At 43.0% G+C, this 25,120-nt stretch carries 21 protein-coding genes and 1 pseudogene; 13 read left to right on the top strand and 9 right to left on the bottom strand.

Features of this window, described 5'->3' with window-relative positions:
* Nucleotides 1–7: 7 nt before the first annotated feature.
* On the top strand, nt 8–1,468 hold the full coding sequence (gene gucD / locus MUN89_RS19520) for an alpha-ketoglutaric semialdehyde dehydrogenase GucD (protein ID WP_244709662.1): 1,461 nt from the start codon (nt 8–10) through the stop codon (nt 1,466–1,468).
* Nucleotides 1,469–1,756: 288 nt separating this feature from the next.
* Here the strand turns inward: gucD and MUN89_RS19515 are convergent, their stop codons facing one another.
* Nucleotides 1,757–2,959, bottom strand: coding sequence for an ROK family transcriptional regulator (locus MUN89_RS19515; RefSeq protein WP_244709661.1), 1,203 nt, complete (start codon nt 2,957–2,959; stop codon nt 1,757–1,759).
* Nucleotides 2,960–3,342: 383 nt separating this feature from the next.
* On the opposite strand from MUN89_RS19515, the gene xylA reads away from it, so the two are divergent.
* Nucleotides 3,343–4,677: a xylose isomerase gene (gene xylA, locus MUN89_RS19510; RefSeq protein WP_244709659.1), complete on the top strand. Its 1,335-nt coding sequence runs from the start codon at nt 3,343–3,345 to the stop codon at nt 4,675–4,677.
* A 70-nt stretch (nt 4,678–4,747) separates the two neighbouring features.
* Complete coding sequence (xylB, locus tag MUN89_RS19505) at nt 4,748–6,247, top strand: xylulokinase (protein WP_244709657.1); 1,500 nt, start codon at nt 4,748–4,750, stop codon at nt 6,245–6,247.
* 168 nt (nt 6,248–6,415) lie between these two features.
* Here xylB and MUN89_RS19500 read toward each other — a convergent pair whose 3' ends face one another.
* Entirely contained in the window at nt 6,416–7,027 is a 612-nt protein-coding gene (locus MUN89_RS19500) for a superoxide dismutase family protein (RefSeq protein ID WP_244709655.1), read from the bottom strand.
* A gap of 354 nt (nt 7,028–7,381) precedes the next feature.
* Here MUN89_RS19500 and rfbA point away from each other — a divergent pair, with 354 nt between their 5' ends.
* Genes rfbA through MUN89_RS19465 form a run of 7 tightly spaced genes read left to right on the top strand, consistent with a single transcriptional unit; the run spans nt 7,382 to nt 14,132 of the window.
* Nucleotides 7,382–8,314: a glucose-1-phosphate thymidylyltransferase RfbA gene (gene rfbA / locus MUN89_RS19495; protein WP_244709654.1), complete on the top strand. Its 933-nt coding sequence runs from the start codon at nt 7,382–7,384 to the stop codon at nt 8,312–8,314.
* The gene (rfbB, locus tag MUN89_RS19490; protein ID WP_244709652.1) at nt 8,307–9,338 is read left to right on the top strand and encodes a dTDP-glucose 4,6-dehydratase; all 1,032 of its coding nucleotides are present in this window, start codon (nt 8,307–8,309) and stop codon (nt 9,336–9,338) included. Before rfbA ends, rfbB begins: the two co-directional genes overlap by 8 nt.
* Nucleotides 9,335–10,279, top strand: coding sequence for a glycosyltransferase family 2 protein (locus MUN89_RS19485; RefSeq protein WP_244709650.1), 945 nt, complete (start codon nt 9,335–9,337; stop codon nt 10,277–10,279). Before rfbB ends, MUN89_RS19485 begins: the two co-directional genes overlap by 4 nt.
* Complete coding sequence (locus tag MUN89_RS19480; RefSeq protein WP_244709648.1) at nt 10,272–10,955, top strand: GNAT family N-acetyltransferase; 684 nt, start codon at nt 10,272–10,274, stop codon at nt 10,953–10,955. Before MUN89_RS19485 ends, MUN89_RS19480 begins: the two co-directional genes overlap by 8 nt.
* Before the next feature lie 2 nt (nt 10,956–10,957).
* Entirely contained in the window at nt 10,958–11,323 is a 366-nt protein-coding gene (locus MUN89_RS19475; RefSeq protein WP_244709647.1) for an EamA family transporter, read from the top strand.
* A gap of 12 nt (nt 11,324–11,335) precedes the next feature.
* Nucleotides 11,336–12,469 carry a dTDP-4-amino-4,6-dideoxygalactose transaminase gene (gene rffA, locus MUN89_RS19470; RefSeq protein ID WP_244709645.1) on the top strand — a complete coding sequence of 378 codons (1,134 nt, stop codon included), beginning with the start codon at nt 11,336–11,338 and terminating at the stop codon, nt 12,467–12,469.
* Nucleotides 12,423–14,132: a DUF6044 family protein gene (locus tag MUN89_RS19465; protein ID WP_244709643.1), complete on the top strand. Its 1,710-nt coding sequence runs from the start codon at nt 12,423–12,425 to the stop codon at nt 14,130–14,132. The genes rffA and MUN89_RS19465 overlap by 47 nt, the downstream gene beginning before the upstream one ends.
* Before the next feature lie 235 nt (nt 14,133–14,367).
* Here MUN89_RS19465 and MUN89_RS19460 read toward each other — a convergent pair whose 3' ends face one another.
* From MUN89_RS19460 to MUN89_RS19425, 7 genes and pseudogenes are all read right to left on the bottom strand, one after another.
* Nucleotides 14,368–15,042 (bottom strand): NAD(P)H-dependent oxidoreductase, encoded by a 675-nt coding sequence (locus MUN89_RS19460; RefSeq protein WP_244709641.1) that lies wholly within the window; start codon nt 15,040–15,042, stop codon nt 14,368–14,370.
* A gap of 94 nt (nt 15,043–15,136) precedes the next feature.
* The gene (locus MUN89_RS19455; RefSeq protein ID WP_396266061.1) at nt 15,137–16,213 is read right to left on the bottom strand and encodes a DUF2207 family protein; all 1,077 of its coding nucleotides are present in this window, start codon (nt 16,211–16,213) and stop codon (nt 15,137–15,139) included.
* 68 nt (nt 16,214–16,281) lie between these two features.
* Entirely contained in the window at nt 16,282–16,743 is a 462-nt protein-coding gene (locus tag MUN89_RS22135) for a DUF2207 domain-containing protein (RefSeq protein WP_396266060.1), read from the bottom strand.
* Nucleotides 16,744–17,232: 489 nt separating this feature from the next.
* A pseudogene (locus MUN89_RS21860) lies at nt 17,233–18,654 on the bottom strand (PTS transporter subunit EIIC).
* A gap of 17 nt (nt 18,655–18,671) precedes the next feature.
* On the bottom strand, nt 18,672–19,562 hold the full coding sequence (gene murQ / locus MUN89_RS19435) for an N-acetylmuramic acid 6-phosphate etherase (RefSeq protein WP_244709635.1): 891 nt from the start codon (nt 19,560–19,562) through the stop codon (nt 18,672–18,674).
* The gene (locus MUN89_RS19430; RefSeq protein WP_244709634.1) at nt 19,559–20,428 is read right to left on the bottom strand and encodes a MurR/RpiR family transcriptional regulator; all 870 of its coding nucleotides are present in this window, start codon (nt 20,426–20,428) and stop codon (nt 19,559–19,561) included. The genes murQ and MUN89_RS19430 overlap by 4 nt, the downstream gene beginning before the upstream one ends.
* Nucleotides 20,429–20,670: 242 nt before the next feature.
* Entirely contained in the window at nt 20,671–21,804 is a 1,134-nt protein-coding gene (locus MUN89_RS19425) for an alcohol dehydrogenase catalytic domain-containing protein (RefSeq protein ID WP_244709632.1), read from the bottom strand.
* Nucleotides 21,805–22,051: 247 nt separating this feature from the next.
* Between MUN89_RS19425 and MUN89_RS19420 the strand changes: the two genes are divergently transcribed.
* From MUN89_RS19420 to MUN89_RS19410, 3 genes are all read left to right on the top strand, one after another.
* Nucleotides 22,052–22,972, top strand: coding sequence for an exonuclease domain-containing protein (locus tag MUN89_RS19420; protein ID WP_244709630.1), 921 nt, complete (start codon nt 22,052–22,054; stop codon nt 22,970–22,972).
* A 287-nt stretch (nt 22,973–23,259) separates the two neighbouring features.
* Complete coding sequence (locus MUN89_RS19415) at nt 23,260–24,213, top strand: U32 family peptidase (protein WP_244709628.1); 954 nt, start codon at nt 23,260–23,262, stop codon at nt 24,211–24,213.
* Between the two features lie 88 nt (nt 24,214–24,301).
* Nucleotides 24,302–25,069 (top strand): IclR family transcriptional regulator, encoded by a 768-nt coding sequence (locus MUN89_RS19410; protein ID WP_244709626.1) that lies wholly within the window; start codon nt 24,302–24,304, stop codon nt 25,067–25,069.
* The last annotated feature ends 51 nt before the right edge of the window (nt 25,070–25,120 follow it).

Here is a 25,120-nt window from a genome sequence, read left to right as displayed (position 1 = left end):
TATTCTTATGAAAACGACTATGGAAACTCGTACATTCTTAAACTACATCAATGGAAAATGGAGTGAATCTTCTTCCAATGAAGTCACGGAAAGTAATAACCCGGCCAAGCCGAACGAAGTGGTAGGAAAAATCCAAAGCTCCACGAAGCAGGATTTGGATAATGCCGTTCAGGCGGCAGAAGCAGGGCAAAAGAAATGGAAGAAGATGACTGGTGCGGAACGTGGCAATTACTTGTTTAAAGTCGCAGACATATTGGAACAGAACTTAGAAGATATCGCAGAGACAATGACTAGAGAAATGGGAAAAACACTGCCGGAAGCAAAAGGAGAAACGGCGCGTGGTGTCGCGATTCTTCGATATTACGCTGGCGAAGGAATGAGGTCTGAAGGGGATGTGATCCCTTCCACAGACAGTTCAGCGCTCATGTTCAGTAAACGGGTTCCACTTGGAGTTGTCGGAGTGATCACGCCGTGGAACTTCCCTGTAGCCATTCCGCTCTGGAAATCAGCTCCTGCTTTAATCTATGGGAATGCAGTTGTGTTAAAGCCAGCTACAGAGGCTGCGGTTACGGCAGCCAAAGTAATCGAGTGCTTTGATAAAGCAGGATTTCCTGAAGGTGTGATTAACCTGGTAACAGGCAAAGGTTCCGTCATCGGACAAAGGATTGCAGAAAATGAACAGATAACGGCTGTAACGTTTACGGGATCGAATTCAACCGGTCAGCATATTGGAAAAACAGTTGCTGCACGAGGTGGAAAATACCAGCTGGAAATGGGCGGCAAGAATCCGCTCATCGTAGCAGATGACTGTGATATCGATTTAGCTGTAGATGCAGCGATCAGCGGAGGATTAAAGTCAACCGGCCAGAAATGTACGTGCAGCAGCCGGGTGATCGTCCAGGCAGGCATCTATGAAAAATTCAAGCAGAAACTGATCGCTAAAGTAGAAGAGATTACCGTTGGTGATGGGCTGAATGAGAATACTTGGATGGGTCCTTGTGCTTCCAAGGGTCAGTATGAAAGTGTCCAGGAATATATTAAGATCGGTCAGGAAGAAGGGGCGGAATTAATTTTTGGAGGACGCCCGATCAATGATGAGGATGGGGGATATTATCTTGAGCCTGCTATTTTCGATCATGTCAGTACGAATATGAAGATCGCTCAAGAAGAAATCTTTGGTCCCGTGCTTGCTCTGATGAAAGTAGACACGGTTGAGGAGGCCATTGACTTAGCAAATGATGTGGACTTTGGACTGAGTGCTTCCATTTTCTCTAAAAATATTGATCATATCTTATCGTTTATCGATGATATCGACGCCGGGTTAGTCCGCATCAATTCAGAAACTGCCGGGGTGGAATTACAGGCACCATTTGGCGGGATGAAAGCGTCCAGCTCTTATTCAAGAGAACAGGGACAGGCGGCAAAAGAATTCTTTACTACGATGAAAACGGTTTTTGTAAAAGGATAAGTTCCTGACTTTCAGCTTGCGGAGAATTCTTATGGGTTCTTCCGCAAGCCTTTTTAAAAGGTGCTGGGAAGAGTACAAGCTGCCATTTCTTTTACTTGAAGGTGAGGATCCAAAAATGCACCGGGACAAAAGAATTTTATCCATTATAAAATCCGAATGAAGGTGAACTTATTACGATAAGATTTCACCCTCATTCGGATTTTTTAGGTAGTTTTAAAGTGGGAGAATATCTGCTCTGATAGAAGACTTCTCTTTCCGCAAAGGATCATGTCCAACCCTTTTTGGAAGTTAATACATCTGGGCAATTCCGCTTTCCAAGAATTGTTCTGTAATAAAAGCTGCCATTCCAAGCGGAGAAGAATGGGTTGCCAATTGGGAAAAGGACAAGTTGATGCCCTCCTGATTAAATTCCTTGGATTGGGACAGCATCGTATCCTGAATGACAGGTTTTAACCACTTTTCTGCCATAGTGAGCCGGTTACCGATGATTACCTGTTCCGGGTTAAAGGTGTTAATCATGTTTAAAATGCCGACAGCCAGATATTTACCGGCTTTTTTAAATAAATCAATCACGTACTGGTTTCCTTCTTCCGCCATTTGGATGAGCGCCTCTAAGGAAAGGGAGCCGTTTGTGTCCTTTAAACCAAGGGACTCAGCTTCCCTGAGAATCGCCTGCTCAGAAGCATAGAGTTCCCAGCAGCCTTGGCGTCCGCAGCGGCACTGTCTGCCTTCGACATCGATCACCATATGGCCAACTTCACCAGAATATCCTTTTAAACCACGGTACAGCTCATCGTTTAAAATAAGCCCGGCACCGATTCCGATCCCCGCACTGATGTAGATCAAATTTTCGTGTTCCTGACCACATCCATATAGCTTTTCTCCATAAGCGCCGGCATTTGCCTCGTTTTCGATAAGAATCGGGATCGAAAATTCTTCTTCAAGAATTTTTTTCAAAGGGACGTGGTCCCACATTAAGTTCGGTGCGAGCAAAATATCCCCATCATGGTCTACGATGCCTGGGACGCCGATGCCTATACCTACAATACCGTTAGGACTGCTGGGAGCTGCTTCTCTTAATTGGTAGATCATATCTTTTATGTGAGCGATAATGTCTTTCTGGGAAAGGTTATGGATCGTTATTTTTCGTTCTTCGACTATCTTTCCTTTCAAGTCTGTAAGCACGCCCAACAAGTAATTCACACCTAAGTCGATACCGATGGAATAGCCGGCAAATTGGTTAAAGAGCAGAATAACTGGCTTTCTTCCACCTCTTGACTTTCCCATTCCCGATTCACTGATCAGCTTTTCTTCAATTAATTCACTTACTAACGAAGATACCGTCCCGCGATTTAGTCCGGATTTTTGCGAGATCGCTGCTCTTGAAATAGGGGCGTGGTTACGAATCATTTTCAGTACGATCGATTTGTTAATTTTCTTTACTAATTTCTGGTTGCCCGTTTCTGGCATTTGTGTTTCTCTCCTCATCATTTGACTAATCTCCTTTTATTATAAACTTTGTAATGATGAACTTCATATATTCGAAAAGGCTTTTGTAATAATTTCATTATAAACTTTGTTCATTAATTAGACAAACAAAGGTTAGCAATGATATAATCGAGACTACAAGCAATGAATGACTTGAGCCTGTTTTGGGACGATTCAGCCAGGGAGGAAGCAGGTGTATTTGAAAGCGCTGTCAAACGGCAGGGGTGTTTCCGTTTCATTTACGCAGTTCTTGATCAGACCCGTTCCCTGTGTATGGTATCGGCAATTCTTTACATACTTTGAAGAATACTTGTGAAGGCTTCCATGAGCAGGTACCCTTTTCAAAGCAAAAGATCCCTGATTATTTTTCTTAAGGAGGAATAAAAATGAGTTATTTTAATGAAGTAAGTGCAGTGAAGTATGAAGGGGCAAATGCTACGAATCCTTTTGCTTATAAGCATTATGATGCCACCGAAAAAATCGGGGGCAAGACAATGGAGGACCACCTGCGCTTTTCAGTCGCTTACTGGCATACGTTTACAGAAAATGGATCTGATCCATTTGGGGTCGGGACTATGGAAAGACCATGGGACCATTTAACAGGTATGGATTTGGCCAAAGCCCGTGTTGAAGCAGCTTTTGAATTGTTTGAGAAGCTTAACGTTCCTTTCTTCTGCTTTCACGACGTTGACATTGCTCCTGAAGGAAATACGCTCGCTGAATCCAACCGCAACATCGATGAAATCGTTTCTATGATCAAAGATTACATGAAAACGAGTAAAACAAAGCTGTTATGGAATACAGCAAATATGTTTACTCATCCTCGGTTTGTGCATGGAGCAGCTTCCTCAAATAATGCTGATGTCTATGCTTATGCGGCGGCGAAAGTGAAGAAGGGTCTTGAAGTAGGCAAGGAACTTGGTGGCGAAAACTATGTATTCTGGGGTGGACGCGAAGGCTATGAAACTCTCTTGAATACTGATCTTAAACTTGAACTTGATAATCTCGGCCGTTTTTACCATATGGCTCTTGATTACGCCAAGGAAATTGACTTTACGGGACAATTTCTTATCGAACCCAAACCGAAGGAACCAACGAAGCATCAATATGATTTTGATGTGGCCAGCGGGCTTGCTTTTCTCGAGAGATACGACTTGGCTGATCATTTTAAATTCAATATCGAAGCCAATCACGCCACTTTGGCAGGACATACGTTTGAACACGAACTTCGCTACGCGCGGGTGAACGGAATGCTTGGCTCCGTAGACGCGAATCAGGGGGATACACTCCTGGGCTGGGATACGGATGAATTCCCGACAGACTTGTACTCTACGACTCTAGCAATGTATGAAATTTTGAAAAATGGCGGATTAGGAAAAGGCGGATTGAATTTTGACGCTAAAGTCCGCAGAGGTTCTTTTAAACCGGATGATTTGTTATACGCTCATATCGCCGGGATGGACAGCTTTGCTATCGGATTAAAAGTGGCTCACAAATTAATTGAAGACCGGGTGTTTGATGATTTTATAGACAATCGTTACAGCAGCTTTACCCAAGGTATCGGGAAACAAATAGTCGACGGGAAAACGAATTTCCACTCATTAGAAGAACATGCGCTTCAATTAGGTGAAATTGAAAACCAATCCGGCCGGTTAGAATGGCTGAAATCTGTGATCAACCACTATTTATTAAGTGTAAACGTGCCCGTAGGCATGAAGTAAAACTAGATCGGGGCGCTCTCAAACAGTACGTTTTTGAGTGCTCTTTGCTTTCGAGGAAAGGATGATCCGATTGAAGTATGTTATTGGAGTCGATTTAGGAACAAGTGCAGTAAAGGTTCTGCTTGTTAATCAAGCAGGTAGGATTACAAAAGAAGTTTCAAAGTCCTATCCACTCATCCAGGAAAAAACCGGATATAGTGAGCAGGACCCTGAGCAATGGGTAGAAAAAACATTAGAAGGACTTAAAGAACTGACTGGATCTCATGACGTGAATCCTGCCGATATTGAAGGAATCAGTTTTGCCGGACAAATGCACGGTCTTGTACTTCTGGACCGTCAACAAGAAGTCCTCCGCCATGCGATTCTATGGAACGATACACGAACGACAGAGCAATGCCGGAAAATCTATCAGGAGCTAGGCGAGGAGCGTCTGCTTACGCTTACCAAAAACCCGGCCTTAGAAGGTTTCACTCTGCCTAAACTGCTCTGGGTAAAGGAAAATGAACGAGAGATTTATAACGAAGCTTCTACCTTTCTTTTACCGAAAGATTACTTAAGATACCGGCTGACAGGCAGGATTAACTGTGAATATTCCGATGCAGCAGGAACCTTGCTGCTGGATACAGCAAAAAAAGAATGGAGCAGCGAAATCTGTGATGTCTTTGAGCTGCCGGTGAACCTGTGCCCACCGCTGGTTGATTCAGGGGATTGTGTTGGGACGTTAACAGAAGAAGCTGCCCAAGTTTCCGGACTTTCCGAGAATGTGAAAGTCTTTGCTGGAGGTGCTGACAATGCCTGCGGCGCCATTGGGGCAGGCATTTTATCTGAAGGAAAAACACTGTGCAGCATTGGAACGTCCGGAGTGGTTCTCTCTTATGAAGATTCAGCGGATCTCGATTTCTCAGGAAAAGTCCATTACTTTAACCACGGAAAAAAGGATGCCTTTTATACGATGGGTGTTACTTTATCTGCGGGGTACAGCTTGAGTTGGTTTAAACAAGTATTTGCCAGTGAAGAAAGCTACGAGGAACTGCTTCAAGAACTTGATGCTGCGCCATTAGGCGCTGGAGGACTTTTGTTTACCCCTTACCTCGCAGGGGAACGGACCCCTCATGCCGATGCAGACATTAGGGGAAGCTTTATTGGGATGGACAGCGCCCATACGAAAAAGGATTTCGTTCGATCAGTGGTTGAAGGGATCACATTTTCTTTAAATGACTCGATACAAATTTTCAGGGAGCAGGGGAAAACCATTGATAAGGTCGTTTCCATAGGAGGCGGGGCAAAAAATGATACGTGGCTTCAAATCCAGGCTGATATATTTAATGCTCAAGTTGTCCGCCTTGAAAGCGAACAGGGACCTGGTATGGGAGCGGCGATGCTGGCTGCCTGCGGATGCGGCTGGTTTTCGACGCTGGAAGAGTGTGCCGGAGCTTTTGTTGAACCAAAAGATATCGTTTCCCCTGTTTCAGAAAATGTGGTTGCTTACCGAAATCTGTATCGTTTATATCAAGAGGTTTATACACAGACGAAGGAAATAAATAAGGGATTAGCCGCGTTTAGAACTTAATACAGGCTGCATCCTCAGCACAAAACAGCGAGGATGCCTTTAGAGCGTCTTATCGATCGTATAAAAGAAGCCGAATTGGATGATTTTAACGTTCAATTCGGCTTCTTTTTATGCCCTGCTAAAAGTCAGCCATTCTTTAGTGACCTCTTCAACAAGCGGCTCTTTCCTTTATTCACTAATCACGCCGCAGGCGATCCGTTTACCTGCATCTCCAGAAGGCTGCGATTTATAGTCATCGGCACCGGAATGAATGACGAGGGCTGTGCCTCCCTCTTTCAACAAGGAGTTCTTCTCTCCTTTTTTCAAAGTAACTTTTTCATTTGTCACTTGCTTTTGAATCGAACCCTCCGCGCCAACGTTAATATTTTTCAGATCACCGGCATGCGGGCCGTCTTCTGATTTCGTTCCGTGTGAAACATCTGCAGGGTTAAAATGCCCGCCGGCCGACTTAAAGTCCGGCTGTTCACAAGCGCCTTTTTCATGAATATGAAATCCATGTTCTCCTTCTGGCAATCCTGAAGCTTCTAAATCTATTTGTACACCTTTGTCTTCTTGTTCAAGAGCAGCTGTCCCGACCTCTTTTCCCTCTTTATCCTTTAAATGAACGGTGAGCGTTTCCTGTCCGGCTTCCTTTTCTCCCGAACTGTCATTATTTTCAGAAGCATTTTCTTCGTCGGCCAAACTCTCAGAGTCTCCTTCACCTTCACCACTTGAATCTCCGCATGCTGCGACGAGTAAAAGTACTAATAAAGGTAGTGAGAAATAGATCCAGCGCTTCATACACACTCTCCTTTTTTTGTTGGTATGGTAAGAACCTTCCACTTAGTGAAATAAATGTAAACCTCCAATGATTAAATTAAATCTTAATTCCTATGAAAACGCTTAAGAAGTAGTGCTTCTCTATTTAGGAGACACGTCCTAGGAATTCTTGGCTTTTTTTGGAATCTTCAAGAAAAATTTACATAATCGTCATGATTTATCCCATAATGGGGAATAACACTTTCTGTTCAACTTGTAATAATTGTAATCACTTCGTAAATGAATTTTAAGCGTAGTTTTAGGAGAGGAGGATATAGGGTAATAAGTAAGTTATTTACCTGTTTTCCTATTAACCTTTAAGGAAGGTGAGTTTCAATGAAAGGGATTATTCTAGCTGGAGGAAGCGGAACAAGACTTTCTCCAAGTACAAACAGTATGAATAAACATTTACTTGCCGTATATGACAAACCGATGATCTATTACCCGCTGTCCATTTTAATGCTGGCGGGAATAAAAGAAATAATGATAATCAGTACTCCAGAGGATATTCCTAGGTTTGAAAAGCTGCTTGGAGACGGAGGATCTCTTGGAATCTCTCTCCATTACGAAGCACAGGAAGAACCAAGAGGAATTCCTGATGCCTTTGTTGTTGCGGAAAATTTTATAGGAAAAGATAATGTCACGCTTATCCTCGGCGATAATATTTTCTATGGGCAGGGATTAACCAACATCCTGCGAAAAGCTGTCCAAAAACATACGGGAGCTACTGTTTTTGGATACAGAGTAAAAGATCCGCACAGATTCGGAGTGGTTGAGTTCGATGAACGTCAGAAAGCAGTGTCTCTTGAAGAGAAGCCTGATGAACCAAAATCGGATTTTGCCGTTACCGGTTTGTACATCTACGATAATAAAGTCGTGAAAATGGCCAAAAAGCTCAACTTCTCTGATCGAGGAGAGCTTGAAATTACGGATATCAACAAGAATTACCTGGAGAAAGGAAAATTGAATGTCGAGCTTTTAGGAAGAGGGTTTGCCTGGCTTGATGCAGGCACGCACGATTCTTTGTTTGAAGCTTCCGAGTTTATCAAGAATATTGAAAAGCGTCAGGGATTTAAAGTGGCTTGTTTAGAAGAGATTTCCTACTATATGGGGAGCATTTCTAAAGATAAGCTTAGAGAAATAGGAGAAGCTATGAAGAAGACAGACTACGGCCAGTATTTGCTTGAAATTGCCGATCGGAAGCATGTGCAGCAATATTGGGATGTGTCTGCAGACAATCCTATGCTCGGAGTGATCGAAAATGACTAAGCAGCCTGCTTTATTAATTACAGGCGGAGCCGGATTTATCGGCTCCAATTTCATCCATTATTATCTAAGTGAGCACGCGGATGCCAGCATTGTGAATATCGACAAGTTGACCTATGCCGGAAATCAGACCAATCTGTCTGGAATAGAGGACGATCAAAGGTATCACTGGGTACACGGAGATATCGCAGATGAAAAAGTAGTCAGCGATGTTTTTAAGAAATTTGATATTCAAGGAGTCGTTCATTTTGCAGCAGAATCCCATGTAGATAAATCGATCGCCAATGCTAAACCGTTTATTATCTCGAATGTGTTAGGAACCGGCACGCTGCTTGAAGCGGCTAGACAGGATTGGGAGGAAAAAGGAATGCTGGACAAGCGTCGGTTTCATTATATTTCGACAGATGAAGTTTATGGTTCATTGGGAAAGGAAGGAACGTTTAATGAACAGTCCCCTTATAATCCCAGTAACCCATATAGTGCTACGAAAGCCGGTGCGAACATGCTGGTAAAGAGTTATTTTACAACATACGGCATGAATGTTGTGCTTTCCAGCTGCTCCAATAACTATGGTCCGAGACAGCATAAAGAAAAATTAATTCCAACCATTATAAGAAAAGCATTGGCTCTTGATCCTATCCCCATTTATGGTACCGGGGAAAATGTAAGAGACTGGCTTTATGTAGAGGATCACTGCCGTGCGATTGACCGGATCTTTCACGATGGGGCGACGGGGCAGATCTACAACGTTGGAGGCAGGAATGAACAAACCAATCTGAAGCTTGCAAAATTAATTTGCGAAGCACTTGATGAAATAAAACCAGATTTGACCGCCCACGCAGATATCCATCATTTTAGTGAGTTAATTACGTTTGTAGAAGATCGTCCAGGTCATGATCTAAGGTATGCTGTCGATGATTCGAAAATAAGAAATAAGCTTGGCTGGAAGCCTTCGGTGAGTTTTGAAGAAGGACTTCGCAGAACGGTAGAGTGGTACGTAAATCAGCCTGGAAAGGTCGTCCAATGATTTCAGTGGTAGTTCCGGTTTATGGATGCCGGAATTGCTTAGAAGACCTCTGCACAAGGATCCATTCGACAATGGTAAGCATACCGTCAGATTATGAAATTCTGCTCATTAACGACAGCAGCCCTGACCAGGCGTGGGACAAGATTCAGCAGTTATGCAGAAAGAACTCTAAAATCAAGGGATTTGATTTATCAAGAAACTTTGGCCAGCATCATGCCATTACAGCCGGACTTGACTATACTCAGGGAGACTGGGTCGTTGTCATGGACTGCGACCTGCAGGACCAGCCGGAAGAAATTAAACGGTTATATGATAAAGCGCAGGAAGGGTATGAAGTGGTTTTCGGAGCCCGCCAAGTTCGTCAGGACGGTTTCTTTAAAAAGTTCTCCTCCAAGGTCTTTTACAAAGTCTATGATTATTTGACAGAAAGGTCTTCGGATTACACAATTGCCAACTTTAGTATCTGTTCCCGCATCGTCATCGACAGCTATAGAGAGATGAGAGAGCAGAATCGGTTTTTCCCCTTATTTGTGAAGTGGATGGGGTTTAAGACAGCGAGAATTCCTGTGAAGCATGGAAAGCGGGAGGAGGGCAAGTCGTCCTATAACTTGAAAAAAATGATCACTTTAGCGACCGATGTAATTATTTCACAGTCGAATAAACCGCTGAGGTTGTCGATTCAATTCGGCTTTCTTATGTCGCTTGCTTCATTTATTTATGGCTTGTATTTGTTTTTCAGATACTTCTTCCTGGCGGAGCCTGTTCAGGGATGGACAAGTGTAATGGTGTCGATTTATTTTATCGGCGGAATTATCTTTTTTAATTTTGGCGTGATCGGATTGTATTTAGGGAAAGTATTTAATGAAACAAAAGGACGTCCGCTCTATATCGTGCGGGAACAATTAAACTATGAAGAGCATAAGGGGGTTCAGGATGATTGACTATTTGAAGCCCACACCATGGGACAAGCGCACATTTCATCTTCCTACTTTTGAATTAACCTCTGATAAAGAAGAAGCATTGCAGCAGACCATTCATAAAGAAGGTCATTTCACCTTGAAAACGGATCCTCTAACGCCTAAAGAACCACTTAGAAAATATGGGTTTTACTATGTAGATACGTTACTGGAACCAAGGTGCAGGAAGGAAGATTTTCTCATTACCAAAAGAGACGGCACTGCCATTGCACGGGAAGGAAGTCCAGAGCGTGCCATGCAGATTGCCGAACAAGTTTTTGTACACGGACGCTTCCACAGGGATGAGCAAGTCCCCTCTGAGCTTGCCAATCTTAGATACAAAAGGTGGCTTGGCGACTTAATTGAACAAAACCAAATTTATTATTTGTATGCCTATGATCAATCGGCAGGTTTCGTAGGCTATAGTGAAAACAAGATCTTGTTGCTCGGACTGGACCCGGCATTTCAGGGGAAGGGGTTAGCCAAACCTTTTCTAAGCTTGGCGTGTGCAAAGCTGCTTGAAAGCGGGGTAGAAGAGCTCATCACATCTGTGTCAGCGATCAATCTCGCGTCGCTTAACTTGTTTCAGACTGCAGGCTTTCATTTGGTCAACTCCATCGACGTCTACCATAAATTAAATGGAAAGATCGAAGCGGTGTAGTCATGGGATACTTGTATATATTTGGAACGATCATATTTACAGTTTACGGCCAGTTGATGCTGAAGTGGAGAATTGAAAAATTCGGTAGTCTTCCTCCTGCTTTCATAGATAAGCTGATTTTTTTATTTAAACTGCTCTTAGACCCGCTTATTCTATCAGGGTTTCTCTCTGCGTTTGTGGCTTCGATTTTTTGGATGGGGGCGATGACGAAATTTGATATCAGCTACGCATACCCATTTATGAGTCTATCCTTTGTGCTGGTGTTTTTCTTCTCCATTTTTTTATTTCAGGAGCCGGTTACAGTTACAAAAGTACTGGGATTAAGCTTAATTGTGTTAGGAATTCTAGTAACGAGTCAATCTTTGTGAGGTGTTGAATAAATGATTCCCTTTAATAAACCATGCATTGTAGGAAAAGAACAGGATTATATTCAGCAGGCAATTGCACAGAATCGAAAGCTTTCAGGGAATGGACCATTTGGAGAGAAGTGCAGGCAGTGGCTTGAGAAGCGGCTTGGATGCGAAAAAGCCCTTCTTACACCTTCATGCACACATGCTCTGGAGCTTGCAGCTCTGCTCGTTGATGTAAAGCCTGGAGATGAAGTCATTATGCCTTCCTATACATTTGTCTCGACAGCTAATGCATTTGCTTTGAGAGGAGCTGTACCGGTATTTGTCGATGTTGAACTGGCAACGATGAACATGGATGTGAACTTAATTGACGAGGCCGTCACAGAAAAAACGAAGGCCATCGTCATTGTCCACTATGCAGGAGTTGCCTGCGATATGGAGAAAGTGATGGAGATAGCGGAAAACTATGACTTATTTGTGATTGAGGATGCTGCCCAGGCTTTATTAAGTACCTATAAAGGAAAACCACTTGGCACATTTGGACAATTCGGGACGCTTAGTTTTCACGAAACGAAAAATTATACTTGCGGTGAAGGCGGAGCGCTTCTTATTAACGATTCTCACTACGTAGAACAGGCTGAAATCCTGCAGGAAAAAGGGACCAACCGATCCCAATTTAAACGGGGTCAGGTTGATAAATACACGTGGCAGGAAGTGGGATCCTCATTCTTGCTCAGCGAGCTGAATGCTGCTTATCTCTATGCTCAATTGGAAGAAGCTGATGAGATTTTTCACAACCGGATGAAGACATGGAAACGTTACAAAAAACAGCTTGAGTCCTTAAGGGATCAAGGTATAATCGCCATCCAGAGGATCCCGGAAGAATGCGGACATAATGCCCATATGTTTTTCATAAAGACGGTTGGTGAAAAAGACCGTTCAGCGCTGATGTCTTATCTTGATGAACAAGGAATTATGGCGGTTCCTCATTACGAGCCTTTACACTCATCCAGAGCAGGACGGGAATACGGCAGGCCTCATGGGGAAAACCAATTTACAACTGAAGAAGGTGCACGTCTGTTGAGGCTGCCTCTATATTATGGAATGGAGAAAGAAGATGTTGAGTATGTGGTCCGTCATATCCAGAAATTTTTCCAGAAATAAGGGGCTTGCACTTGCAAGTCTCATTGTCCTCGCTTACTTGATGCCTTATTACATTCTTGGAGAGGATACTCATATTCGTATCCATGACAACCTTGATTCAAATATCGTCTGGTACAAGCTGCTTGCAGAGAGTGGACAAATCTTTGCATCGCCAGGAGAGAGGCTTCCGAATGTAATTAATGGACTTCCGCGGAGCAGTCTATCTTCTGCGCTGGACTTAATGCCATGGCTGTATGTATGGTTTAAGCCGTTCACCGCTTATACGATCAATCAAACCCTTATGCGGTTCGTTGCTTTGTTTGGGATGTACGGCATGCTCTTATTTTTACTTCGTCCCGATAATCAAAAGGTTTTTTTCCGGTGGATGGCAGCTGGCGTAGCGGCAGCCTTCGCTATCCTGCCTTTTTGGCCATCCGGGGCGTTATCGATTGCCGGCCTGCCTGCAGCTTTTTTAGCTTTTTTATACATAAGAAAATACGGAAAGCACGCACCTAAGTTCGCCTGGGGCGTGCTTGTCTTCCTGCCTTTTCATTCCAGTCTGATCCTTACATTCGTCTTTGTGCTTGCGTTGATGGGGGCACTCTGGCTGTTTGACTGGATTAAGGAAAAACAAGTGAATAAAGCATTCTTCCTGTCTCTGGCAATCATGAGTACCATTTATCTCGCCAAAAATTATCTATTGATTGCTTCCATGTTTATCGGAGAAGGGTTCACACCGCACCGCCAGGAGTTCGACCTTGGGCACAATTCCTTTATGGATACCCTTCGCTTGTTTAACAAAAATTTTGTCCTTGGTCATACTCATGATTTAACGATTCATCAGCAGGTCATCATGCCTGTAGTCTTTGCTGCTTTAATAGTCGCTTTTGTAAAAAAAATTAATGATCTTCCACTTGTCCAAGTGCTGATCATGAATATCCTGCTTTCACTTTGGTATGCCTTCTGGTATTGGGAAGGGTGGAGAGTACTGAAGGATCATTCGATGCTTTTGAATACGTTTAATTTCAGCCGTATACATTTTCTGCATCCATTTCTTTGGTATGTAGCCTTTGCTTTTGCATTAGTCATAATCGCGAAGAATGTAAAGGCTGGGAGAGCGATTGCTTTAGTCTTAATTATTGTTCAGCTTGCGCTGTTATTTCAACTAGATGAGGAATTTAAATACTCGAAGCTCGGGACTCCGACGTTTGCTGAATTTTATTCGAAGGATTTATTCGATGATATTAAAGCCTATATCGATAAAGATCCGTCTGATTATCGCGTGGTTAGTGTGGCGATGCACCCGACAATTGCTCAATTTAATGGAATGTACACATTGGATACGTACAATGTCACTTATCCACTTGCCTACAAGCATAAATTTCAAAAAATTATCGGCCCGGAACTTGCTAAAAACAAATCGTTGAAGAACTATTTTGATACTTGGGGCAGCAGGCTGTATATGTATGTAGGGGAGCTCGGGGAGGACTATATGTTCTCAAAACACAGCAAACAAGTGATTGACCATTTAGATATTCGAACGAAGCCACTAGAGGAGCTGGGAGGAGACTATATTTTATCAGGTCTTCCGATAAAAAATTATAAGAGTCTTGGATTGTCTTTTGAGCATGCTTTTCAAAATGAGCAGTCCCCGTGGAAGGTTTATCTCTATAAAATTAAGTAGCAAAGAAGGGGACACATTGTTTAGAAAATTCCAATCTGAAGATGAAGCACATAAGGCAGGGAAAGTCAGCCCTCATCTTTCGCTCTGAATGACTGCTTTGGAAAGCGAAGGTGATTGCTAAGCGTCGCATCGTTTATAAATAATGAAAGAAAACCCGTACCCTACGTCATTCACATAGGGTACGGGTTTCTTCTGAATAAAGTGTTTTAGTCTTAGCCCCTTAATATGAGCAAATTTAATTGATCCATTTCACAACTTCCTCATAGTCACGCCGGCTTTTTGGAGGCTGTTCCCCATTCCGGTACCCAAAGGCGGCCATGACGGAGATGCTGAAGCGCCCATTCTCCAGGAGCCCTTCTTCATCAAGCAGCTGATTCATTTCCTTCCTGTTAAAGCCTTCAATCGGACAGGAATCAATTTCAATTTCCGCTGCTGCTGTCATCATATTAGCAAGGGCGATATAAGTTTGCTTTGATGCCCAGTCGTAAAGGGGACGGTCACCTTCAAGCAGCTCAAAATCCGTCTCCTGGAATTCTTTAATACGCCCAATAAATTTTTCTATCTGCTCTTTCGGCATTTGTTTGACTTTTGTAAATTGGTCCTGTAAGTACTCGGAGTCATATTGAGTGTCCTGTCTTGTTCTTGCGAGAAAGATAACGAAATGACTGGCATCCGGCAGCTTGCCATATGCTCCCCAAGCTGTGTTCCGAATCTTTTCTCTCAGTTTTTCATTTTGTACAACGACAAAACGCCATGGCTCGAACCCGAAAGAGCTTGGGGACAAACGGCCAACTTCTAAAATAAAACGGAAGTCTTCTTCGGGAATTGTTTTTTCAGGATCAAATTGCTTGGTCGCATGCCTGAATTCTGCTGCTTCAAGAATGGCTTGCTTCTTTTCGTGTTTATCCATTATTATGCTTCCTCCTAGATACAAGTTGATCTATTAAAAACTATCATATTCAGGAGCAGCTTTCATGGATTCCGTCTCAGAAAAGTATAGGAGGCTAAAAAGCTCCTGAGCCGCCACCACCACCGCCAACTCCAGCACCCCCTGCGCCAGCTCCGCCACTACCAGCTGCAGAGACTGTTTGGTTCGCATCATCGAAATTCCCATAAAGGGAAGCAGCTAAAATGACGTACACAGCCGTATCACTATCTGGGGCAGAGGGGCTGAGCTGATTGGGAAGCGACTTTCTGCCACTACCAATGGCAACGAGGGTCAGTGGTATATTCTCTTGTTCCTCCTGGAGATGGTTATCTGATTTCCACTCCTTTAAAATGCTAAGCCCTTTTACTGTTTTAGGACGATAAAAAACAGCGAATGCTAACAAAAGCACTGCCATGAAAATGGAAAATAGCATCCAAGGTAACAGCCCGTAAATAATAAAGGTAATAGCCAGTGGCAGAAGGAGAATCCCTGCTATAGCTGATACCCAGCGTAATTTTCCTTGGCGCTGGTACAAATGATGACCGGCTGCCTCCTCCTGGACACTTCTTTTCCATGAGCTGAAATTATTACGGTATTTGGAATGGTTGCCTTTCTTTTTTGTATAGGCTTTAAGGTCATTCATTGTGAAAGTATTCCCATTGCCAATTTCATCAAATAACCATTGAATTAATACGGATTCATGTTTATGCTCGGTGTTGCGGTTAACTACTGAAAATTGAGTCTCCGTTACTTTTTTTACATAGCCTTTGTAGACAAGATCAAGTAAAGCGGCAGTTAAGGATTTCGGAGTTAATACGCCGCTGTTAATAAAAGAAATGGTCGCAGGAATACTCATTTGGTCAAAAGTGACCGGCTTTCTCTCGAGCTCCCTTTTAGTGTCCACATGGTTCCGGTAAGCGAAAATGAACAGCCCTATGGCAACGAGTATTGTTAAGCCCGCAGCGTACGGAGCAGTGTCTTGAAGCAGCTTGGTACGCGTTTGTTTGGCAGCAGCCTGTTCCTCCAGCCTCAGTTTATCGTCCTTCATATCATCAAGGATCGTACCTTCGTTGATGGAAGAAGCTTGAGGGAACAAAGAAGGAGGATAGGCCGCTCTTATGTCTCCGTTCTTTCCGTCGGGAACTGTGCCCATTTGAAAATGAACAGAGCCGTTTGAATCAATAGTCTCTGTCTGATATGCCTGGTCGTAACCGAGGGCTTTTACGTCTTGGACAGATTTGGGGGATGAATGGTAATGGATAGCTCATGGTAAGTGGACTCATTACTTTTGTCAAAAAATGGCCAGTAAAACTGGGCCGCATCTGAATAAACTTCTACACCATTTTCAATCGTATAACTTAACGTAATGGTTACGGATTCGTCAGAACCGCTGCGATAAACCTTATAAAAAGAACCGTCTTTCTTGATTTTTAAGCTCCTGCCTTTTTCTTCTGCTTTAAAATTCTTTATTGCCGTTCCTTTTTTAGGAATGAGGGTACGGGTAATGCCATTAAATTGTCCTTCAAAAGAATACGTATGTTGTTCCTGAACCTTTACATTGCCATCTTCCTGCAGATAAGCATCAATCTGCGTTTGGTCAATGGAAAAATCTACAGCTAACGCTTTTAAAGGAAACAAAAATAACATAGTCAGCAACGGGATGATAAAAGCCAACTTCTTCATCGCTCTTCACCTGCTTTCTGATTTACTTACGAAATAAGAGCAGGGCTGGTTTCATTTTTTCCTAAATAAGAAGCCTAACCTTTTCCAAGGTTAGGCTTCTTATTGTCGAAAAAGTCATCTCTAGTTCCTGGGAGAAGGGTACAGGGAAATCTCGCTTTCCGGGTGCCTACAGAACGTAGGACAGGTCGATGCTCCTTTATAGGGAGTTCCTTCGTTTTCATAAGCTTAGCTGACTGATTATTATTCAAATTGGATTAAGAATATATTACGGTTTCCCATCAGAGAAAGCAGCTTAGATGTCTTTTAACTGCCAAGGATCAGCCTATGAAGCGTAGTCAACTCCTGCTGGTAAAGATGAGTCGTAGCCCCGGAAGAAAGCGGTTTTTGCTTTCTGAGGAGGCTGTGGACATGCCCGCGGAAAGCGAAGGATGTTGACGAAGCGGCAACTCCATGGATGGCTTTAAAGCGCTTCTGTCACAACCCTCCGGTTTATGCAGCTTGATCCTGATCGTAAAGACGATCGACCATTTCTGTTTTAAATCCAAATAAATAAGTAAGGGCAAACCCACCAATGTAGGAAATGACTAAACCAATGATATAAGACAAGTATTTTCCTTCCGCGATAAGAGGAATCAACGCGACCCCTGAAGGGCCGACAGTAATAGCGCCGGTATTGGTTAAGGCAAGAAATGAACCTCCGAACCCAGCCCTAAACAAGCGGTTAAAAACGGCCGGCCAAGTGGAAGACAGACACCATAAATGAGTGGTTCCCCAATTCCAAGAATCCCAACTGGCAGAGCGTTCACAATGGTTTTGCGCAGACGCTTATCTTTTGTTTTTAGATAAATCGCAATTGCCGCACCTACTTGACCACCTCCAGCCATAGCGAGGACTGGTAATAAGGTTGTGTAGCCGACATTTTCAATTAATTCAAGATGTACAGGTATCAGTCCTTGGTGAAGGCCGACAGTAACAAGCGGGAGGAAGGTAGCAGCAAGGACAAACCCTCCAACAATTCCGCCGATTTTCAACATGACGTCTACAAGGAACCAGGTGATTCCGTTCATAATTAATCCAGCCACTGGCTGAATGATAATGACGGTGAGGAGTGCACCAATGATGATCGTAATGAGAGGAGTGACAATCAGGTCAAGACTATCAGGCGTGCGCCTTCTTACAAACTGCTCAATTTTTGCAAACAGATAAGCAGCGATAATGACTCCTAACAGTCCTCCGAGCCCAGTGCTTACTTTTAAACTTAATCCAAATAAATGCAACGATTCTATTTCACTTAATGCCGGGGCGTAAATAAGCAGACCTGCGATTCCCCCAGGACAGGGGTGCCTCTGAACTCTCTTGCTGTATTGATCCCAACGAAAATTCCTAAGCTTCCAAATAAAAGACCGCCGATCGATTTTAACAGGACGTACCAATCCGATTCCAAAATGGATGGATTAAGGACACCGGCTTCCGGATTGGCAAGATTTAATAGTAAATTAGCAATCCCGAGGAGCAGTCCTGAAGCGACAAACCCGGGGATGAGGGGAACGAAAATATTCCCTACGTGGCGGAGCATTTTTTGTACCGGAGACGTTTGTTTGGCTTTGTAGGAAGCTTTTGTATCGGCGGCTAAATCCAATTCCTCCTCATCAAAATCTTCGCCTTCCATACCTGTAATATCCCGAATTCAAAGGCTACTTTGGAAACTTTTCCAGGCCCTAATACAATCTGGATGGTTTGGTCCTCTACAATGCCCATGACTTCATTCAACTGTTCTATTTTGGTTCGTTCGACCTTCGAATAATCTCTCACATTCACTCGTAATCTCGTAATACAATTCGTAAAGCTGAGAATGTTTTGTTTTCCACCAAGATGGGTGATCAGTGTTTCAGCAAGCTCTCGATTGTTCATCTTTACAACCTGCCTTTCTATTGAGTTATCGCTTGACGGACGAATCCTTTCGCTGCCTCTAAGCATTTCTCGGCTTGTTCGCGGCTGCATTGTCTTTCAATCATGACGATGGCGACTTTTGGTTTGTTTTCAGAATCGATTAAATACTGCTCTGCTTCTTCAGGGCTGATGCCTGTAGCGATGGAAATGATATTTTTTGCCCGTTCCACGAGCTTTTGGTTCGTTAATTGCACATCTACCATAAGATTCCCGTAAACTTTTCCGATCCCTACCATGGTACCAGTTGAAATCATATTGACCACTAGTTTTTGAGCTGTCCCGGATTTTAATCGGGTTGAACCTGTGACTACTTCCGGCCCAGCTAAGACTTCAATGGCAACATCTGCATAGCGGCTGATTTCAGCATTTTTATTACAACTGACAGCAGCCGTATGGGCATGTAAGTCGCGGGCATATTTCAATCCGCCCACAACGTAAGGTGTTCTGCCGCTGGCTGCAAGTCCGATAACTGTATCTTTTGCGGTGAGTTTTAGTTCTTTCAAGTCTTTCACTGCTTCTTCAGGATGGTCTTCTGCTCCCTCCACAGCTTTCATAATTGCTCGTTCCCCCCCGGCGATTAACCCTCTGACTTGTTCAAAATGGGTACCGAAAGTAGGCGGGCATTCGACGGCATCGAGTATTCCAAGCCGTCCGCTCGTACCAGCTCCTAAGTAAATCAAGCGACCTCCGCGGTTAAAGGAGTCCACCACCAGATTGACGACTTTTTCAATCTGACTGATTTCTTTTTCTACTGCGATGGGAACTTGTTTGTCTTCTTCATTCATTACTCGTAGAAAATCTTTTGTGGACATCTCGTCTAAATTCATGGTATGCGGGTTTCGTGTTTCTGTAGTCAAATGGTTAATCATGACTGCGTTGTACCTCCTTTTTCTCCGCTTTGCTGGATAATCTCATGCGTCCTTTTCAAATGAAAAAGGGCATCATCGTATTCTTCGTGGGCGCAGGCCGTATAAAGGATATCGATCACATTAAGTGTCGCCATTCTTGAACTCATCGCGGCACTGCGGAAATCATCTTCATTAGCAGCTACAAACAATACCGCATCCGCTAAAGAGCTGAGTTCTGTATCGGCATATTTCGTTACGGCTATGACTTTTGCCCCCTGGCTTTTGGCGATTTGAATACATTCAATGACTTGCTTCGTAGCACCTGAATAGGAAATCGCGACGGCTACATCTTCTGCTTCCAAATTGACTGCAGATACTCTCTGCATGTGAAAATCACTGTAAGCTGTACAGGGTTTGTTAATTCTCATAAACTTCTGAACGGCATCTGAGGCAATTAAATAGCTCGAGCCTACGCCGTACAAATCTATCTTTTTAGCGTTTACCAAATAGTGAAAGGCTTTCGTCAGCTGTTCGATATCAAGCAGCTGCAGACTTTCGGTCAGCGATTGGATATTATTATTCGTGACAACAGTCATAATATTTGTTAAAGAATCACCTGGTTTTAATTCATGCTTATCCATGTCATGCATATTTAAAATGGACAGATCCCCGGCAAGCTTAAGCTTGAAATCCTTAAATCCTCCAAACCCAAGAGTTTTACAGAATCTTAGAACCGCAGAAGGACTGGAGAAGCTTTCCGCAGCAACTTGCTGAATGGACATGGAAACCACATTTTCAGGGTGATGTAAGATGTAATCCGCAACTACCTTTTCCGCCGGCTTTACAGTAGAAAAGGACTCTCTTACTTTATATAAAACTCCATTCATAATGGAACACCTCAATTGAGATCATTGTATTAAGCGCTTTCAGTAAGTATAGCATTTTTAGAATAAAAAATCGTTGATATTAATTTTTATGAAATAAAATTTCAAATCTAGGTATAAATCGTTGTGCATCGTTTTTTTATAATAAAGGCGGCTCGTAATTGAACGGTTTATGAAGAGGAAAAGATAAAAAATCTTCATAAGAAAAGCCTGGAGCAATTTGCTCCAGGCCATTCTTTATTGAACTATGGTTTAAGAATTACTTTGATGTTGCCGTCTTCTTTTTTATCAAAAATGTCATACCCCTTTGCGGCATCTTTGATATCGAGCGAATGGGTGATGATGTCGGTCGGATCAAATTCTTTATTTTCAATCATGTCATAAAGTTCAGGCATCAAGTGGATGACCGGAGCCTGACCCATCTGCAAGGAAACGTTGCGGGTGAAAAAATCTCCTATAGGAAAACCGTTAGCTTCAGTTCCGTAAACGCCCGTCAATTGCACTGTCCCGAATTTACGGACAGCCTGAGAAGCAGTTTTAATAGGGCTGATGGTGCCGAACTGATTATCGAATTCAGAACCGAATTCTTTGTTCGGTGGAACGGTGCCATCCATGCCTACACAATCGATCACTACATCGGCACCGCCTTGGGTATCCTCGTGAAGTAATGCGCCGATATTTTCTTCATTTTTAAAGTTATAGGTTTCCACATCATTTGTCCTTTTCGCGTGCTCAAGACGATGGTCGACCTGGTCTACGGCGATGACTCTTTCCGCTCCTTTAAGTCGAGCAAATTTCTGAGCCATTAAACCGATCGGACCGCTTCCGAGAATAATCACTTTATCCCCTTTTTTAACGCCGCTGTGTTCCACGCTCCAATAAGCAGTCGGTATCACATCGGATAGGAAGAGAACACTTTCATCCTCTAATTCACTTGATTCTGGAACTTTAAACGAAGTAAAATCCGCATACGGAACACGCAGGTACTCTGCCTGACCGCCGGGGAAGTTTCCGTTAACCTCGGTGAAACCAAACAGGCCTCCGCGTTCATCGTGAGGGTTGGATTCATCGCACTGACTTTCCATCTGGTTTTTGCAATAGAAGCATTCCCCGCACCCAATGTTAAATGGAATCACAACGCGGTCGCCTTTCTTCAGCGTTTTTACATCAGGGCCGGTTTCTTCTACAATTCCCATTGGCTCATGACCAACTACGTAGTCAATATCAGGTTCGATCCCGCCTTTATATAAATGAAGATCAGATCCGCAGATTCCGCTTGCTGTAATTCTGACGATCATATCACTATTTTCCTGTATTTCAGGAGTGGCTACTTCTTTTACCTTCATTTGTTCTTTGCCTTGATAAGTGACAGCTTGCATTCTCTCACATCCTTGTTGAAGTTTTATTTCCTTATTGCCAGGAAAAATCTGAATTAAACTTGTCCTTAGAACACGAACTGGATGTGGAGAGAAAAAAGATTTGCTGTTATAGGGATGAAGGAGCAATTAATTTTTTGTAAAAATTTTTCCAGAAGAGTATGATTGATTTAGATTTCACAGGTTATTTTTGAGTGGAAAGGGAACATAGAAACTAAAACTAAAAGGAGCTTACATAAGGAGTGGGAGTATGAATTTTGTGGCGATTGATTTTGAAACAGCAAATTCCTCAAGATCAAGTGTCTGCTCAATTGGATTAATAGAATATGAGCATGGACGGCTTGCTGATGAATATTATCGTCTTGTCAAACCAAAACGTAATTATTTTCATTCTATAAATACAAGTATCCACGGGATTACAAAAGAAGACGTGCGGGACGAAAAGGAATTTAATGAATTATGGGGAGAAGAAATTAAGGAGAAGCTGGAGGGGAAGTTTGTGGTTGCTCACAACGCCAGTTTTGACATGAGTGTTCTTCGCAAGGTGCTTGACGATTATCAAATCTCTTATCCTGAACTGACGTATAACTGTACCGTCAATCTGGCGAAGAAAACGTGGCCGCATTTAAAGAGCTATAATTTAAAATCACTGGCGAAGATGCTGGGTATCCATTTCGAGCATCACCATGCATTAGAAGATGCTCAAGCCGCAGCTATCATATTAATGAAAGCCTGTGAGCATCATAAAGTAGACAATGTGCAAGAGTTGCAGGTGGCAACGAATACGATAAATGGGAGGATCTATCCATCTGGGTATGAGCCGGCCAGACTAACGAGAAAAAAGAGCTCTCCTTCAGCTAAGGATTTCGTGGCTGCAACGTCAGAGTTTGATGTGGATCATCCAATGTACCAGGCAACCTTTGCTTTTACTGGAACCTTGCAGTCTCTCAAAAGAAGGGAAGCCATGCAGAAAGTAGTCAGTTTTGGCGGTTTATGTACGGACAGCGTTCAAGCGAATATCGATTACTTAGTAGTAGGCAATCGTGATTATTTGAAATACAAACAAGAAGGGCAGAAAACAAGTAAGCTGAAGAAAGCAGAAGCGTTGAGAGAGGAAGGGCTGAATATCGAAATTATTACAGAAGAGAAATTCCTGCAGCTGCTGGGCTGATTCGTTTCCATATTGACCATAAAACTTCTGTTTATTCATTAAATAGGAGTTTTTTTGCGGGTAAAAAGTTGGGTCAGATCACAAATAAAAGTACCATCGAATCATTTTTCCGAAAATTCAAAATAAAAGTTGACTTCAAAAAACCTCTCGTGTAACATCTTTATTGAATTATTATAAAACTTAGTTTTATATTATAGAACTAATGATGGGAGGTTTTCGATTGCGAAAGCAAGCACTTATTCGTTTGAGAACGTGCCTCACGATTCGAAAAGCAGGGGGTGAGTGGAGTGGATCGAACAAGGGAGACGATTGAAAAACTCGGATTTCCCGGAAAAGACTGTCATGAGCTTCCTACTTCTACTAAGACATTTCCTGATGGGGCCCAATATCGAATTGAAATTCCCAGTGTGGAAGGAGTAAATTCACTGCATGCTGTATTGGGAGCTTCCAGCAAATACCAAGTGCCGATTCACAGAATCTCTCAAGGCAGCGGAATTATGTTATACACAGATCAGGAGTTAACCGACATGGTGAAGCTGGCGAGAAAAGAAAAACTCGAAGCAAGTTTATTCGTGGGTCCGCGCGGTGGCTGGGATATTACAGCCATGCCCTGGTCAAGCGCAGGAAAGATTGCAGGACAGCGTGTGGAAGGAATGGACCAGCTCGTCTATGCTATTGAAGATATTAAACGGGGGTGTGAAGCGGGGCTGCGTAGTATTCTCGTAGCTGATGAAGGTATATTATGGCTGGTGAATGAATTTAAAAAGCTAGGTGAGCTGCCGAACGATCTTATCGTTAAAGTATCCGTGCAGATGGGACAGTCGAATCCAGTATCCATCCGTTTGATGGAACAAATTGGAGCAGGAACGTTTAATGTGCCAACGGATCTCACACTCTCACGGCTGGCGGCTATCCGGCAGGCGGTAGATCTGCCATTGGACATTTACGTTGAAGTGCCGGACGATATAGGTGGCTTTATTCGTCATTTCGACATTCCTGAAATCATCAGAGTTGCTGCCCCGGTTTACATTAAGTTCGGTTTGAGGAATGCTCCTAATATTTATCCATCGGGCACACATCTGGAGGATACTTCCATTGCATTATCGAAGGAGCGGGTAAGGAGGGCTCGCGTTGGATTTGAAATGATCCAAAGGTACGCGCCCCACTTAAAAATGTCAGAGAAAGGCGCAAAAGGTCTTGCCGTTCCAGTGGAAGGACAGTTATCTTCGACCTTGCGTTAATGTTTTTCTGCTCCGGCTGGCGATTCATAAACTAATCATAGATGTGTTAATATAATCCTAACCATATTTTTATAAGGGATGAATGAAAATGCCAATTATTCAGTCGGTCGAGCGTGCACTGAAAATATTAGATTTATTTAATGAATTTGAACCTGAACTGAAGATTACTGAAATCAGTAACCGTATGCATTTAAATAAAAGTACGGTTCATTCATTATTAAAAACACTACAAGAACATGGATACATTGAAAAAGTCAGTGAAAATGGAAAATATAGACTCGGTATGAAATTATTTGAAAGAGGCAACTTTGTAATTTACAACTTAGATATTCGTTCCGTTGCAAGAAAAGATTTGTTGGAGCTTTCGAGAAAAACAGGTCATACGCTGCATTTAGTGATATTAGAAGGAAAAGAAGGCGTTTATATCGATAAAGTGGAAGGGACATCTGGGAACGTTCAATATTCACGAATCGGTCGCAGAGCGCCAGTTCATAGTAGTGGAGTCGGGAAAACACTTGTGGCTTTTAGGAAACAGGAAGAAATCGACGCTATTCTGGATGGGTATCATTTTGAGAAGCGTACAGCTAATACATTAACGAATAAACCTGATTTCCTGAAAGAGTTAGAGAGAATTAGAGAACGCGGCTACGCCATCGACCGTGAGGAGAACGAACCTGGAATCAGCTGTCTGGCTTTTCCAATTTATAATCACACCGGAGAAGTAACAGCGGCCTTCAGCCTTTCCATGCCTACCCCTCAGTTGAATGATAAGCAGCTAGAGCAGTTAGTACCGATGATGAGACAAACTGCTGAAAGAATTTCCAAGCAGATGGGTTATCGGCAGGGCGCTTCATAATGTTGAAGATGTATTGAATAACCTTAGGTTTTCTTTGCGTATATGATGAAA

Origin of the sequence: Halobacillus salinarum, from assembly GCF_022919095.1 — a bacterium.
Lineage (GTDB): Bacteria > Bacillota > Bacilli > Bacillales > Halobacillaceae > Halobacillus_B > Halobacillus_B salinarum.
Note: the sequence above shows the minus strand (reverse complement) of the source record. Positions and strands in the feature narration are given on the sequence as shown.

Excerpts from the sequence above, each read along its gene's own strand:
- rfbB (WP_244709652.1), top strand. The coding sequence starts at position 8,307 with ATGACTAAGCAGCCTGCTTTATTAATTACAGGCGGAGCCGGATTTATC.
- MUN89_RS19420 (WP_244709630.1), top strand. The coding sequence starts at position 22,052 with ATGAATTTTGTGGCGATTGATTTTGAAACAGCAAATTCCTCAAGATCA.
- MUN89_RS19485 (WP_244709650.1), top strand. The coding sequence starts at position 9,335 with ATGATTTCAGTGGTAGTTCCGGTTTATGGATGCCGGAATTGCTTAGAA.
- MUN89_RS22135 (WP_396266060.1), bottom strand. The coding sequence starts at position 16,743 with ATGAAGAAGTTGGCTTTTATCATCCCGTTGCTGACTATGTTATTTTTG.
- MUN89_RS19515 (WP_244709661.1), bottom strand. The coding sequence starts at position 2,959 with ATGATGAGGAGAGAAACACAAATGCCAGAAACGGGCAACCAGAAATTA.
- xylA (WP_244709659.1), top strand. The coding sequence starts at position 3,343 with ATGAGTTATTTTAATGAAGTAAGTGCAGTGAAGTATGAAGGGGCAAAT.
- MUN89_RS19455 (WP_396266061.1), bottom strand. The coding sequence starts at position 16,213 with ATGGGCACAGTTCCCGACGGAAAGAACGGAGACATAAGAGCGGCCTAT.
- rffA (WP_244709645.1), top strand. The coding sequence starts at position 11,336 with ATGATTCCCTTTAATAAACCATGCATTGTAGGAAAAGAACAGGATTAT.
- gucD (WP_244709662.1), top strand. The coding sequence starts at position 8 with ATGAAAACGACTATGGAAACTCGTACATTCTTAAACTACATCAATGGA.
- MUN89_RS19430 (WP_244709634.1), bottom strand. The coding sequence starts at position 20,428 with ATGAATGGAGTTTTATATAAAGTAAGAGAGTCCTTTTCTACTGTAAAG.
- MUN89_RS19460 (WP_244709641.1), bottom strand. The coding sequence starts at position 15,042 with ATGGATAAACACGAAAAGAAGCAAGCCATTCTTGAAGCAGCAGAATTC.
- MUN89_RS19425 (WP_244709632.1), bottom strand. The coding sequence starts at position 21,804 with ATGCAAGCTGTCACTTATCAAGGCAAAGAACAAATGAAGGTAAAAGAA.
- MUN89_RS19410 (WP_244709626.1), top strand. The coding sequence starts at position 24,302 with ATGCCAATTATTCAGTCGGTCGAGCGTGCACTGAAAATATTAGATTTA.
- MUN89_RS19500 (WP_244709655.1), bottom strand. The coding sequence starts at position 7,027 with ATGAAGCGCTGGATCTATTTCTCACTACCTTTATTAGTACTTTTACTC.
- rfbA (WP_244709654.1), top strand. The coding sequence starts at position 7,382 with ATGAAAGGGATTATTCTAGCTGGAGGAAGCGGAACAAGACTTTCTCCA.
- MUN89_RS19465 (WP_244709643.1), top strand. The coding sequence starts at position 12,423 with ATGTTGAGTATGTGGTCCGTCATATCCAGAAATTTTTCCAGAAATAAG.
- MUN89_RS19475 (WP_244709647.1), top strand. The coding sequence starts at position 10,958 with ATGGGATACTTGTATATATTTGGAACGATCATATTTACAGTTTACGGC.
- MUN89_RS19480 (WP_244709648.1), top strand. The coding sequence starts at position 10,272 with ATGATTGACTATTTGAAGCCCACACCATGGGACAAGCGCACATTTCAT.
- murQ (WP_244709635.1), bottom strand. The coding sequence starts at position 19,562 with ATGATTAACCATTTGACTACAGAAACACGAAACCCGCATACCATGAAT.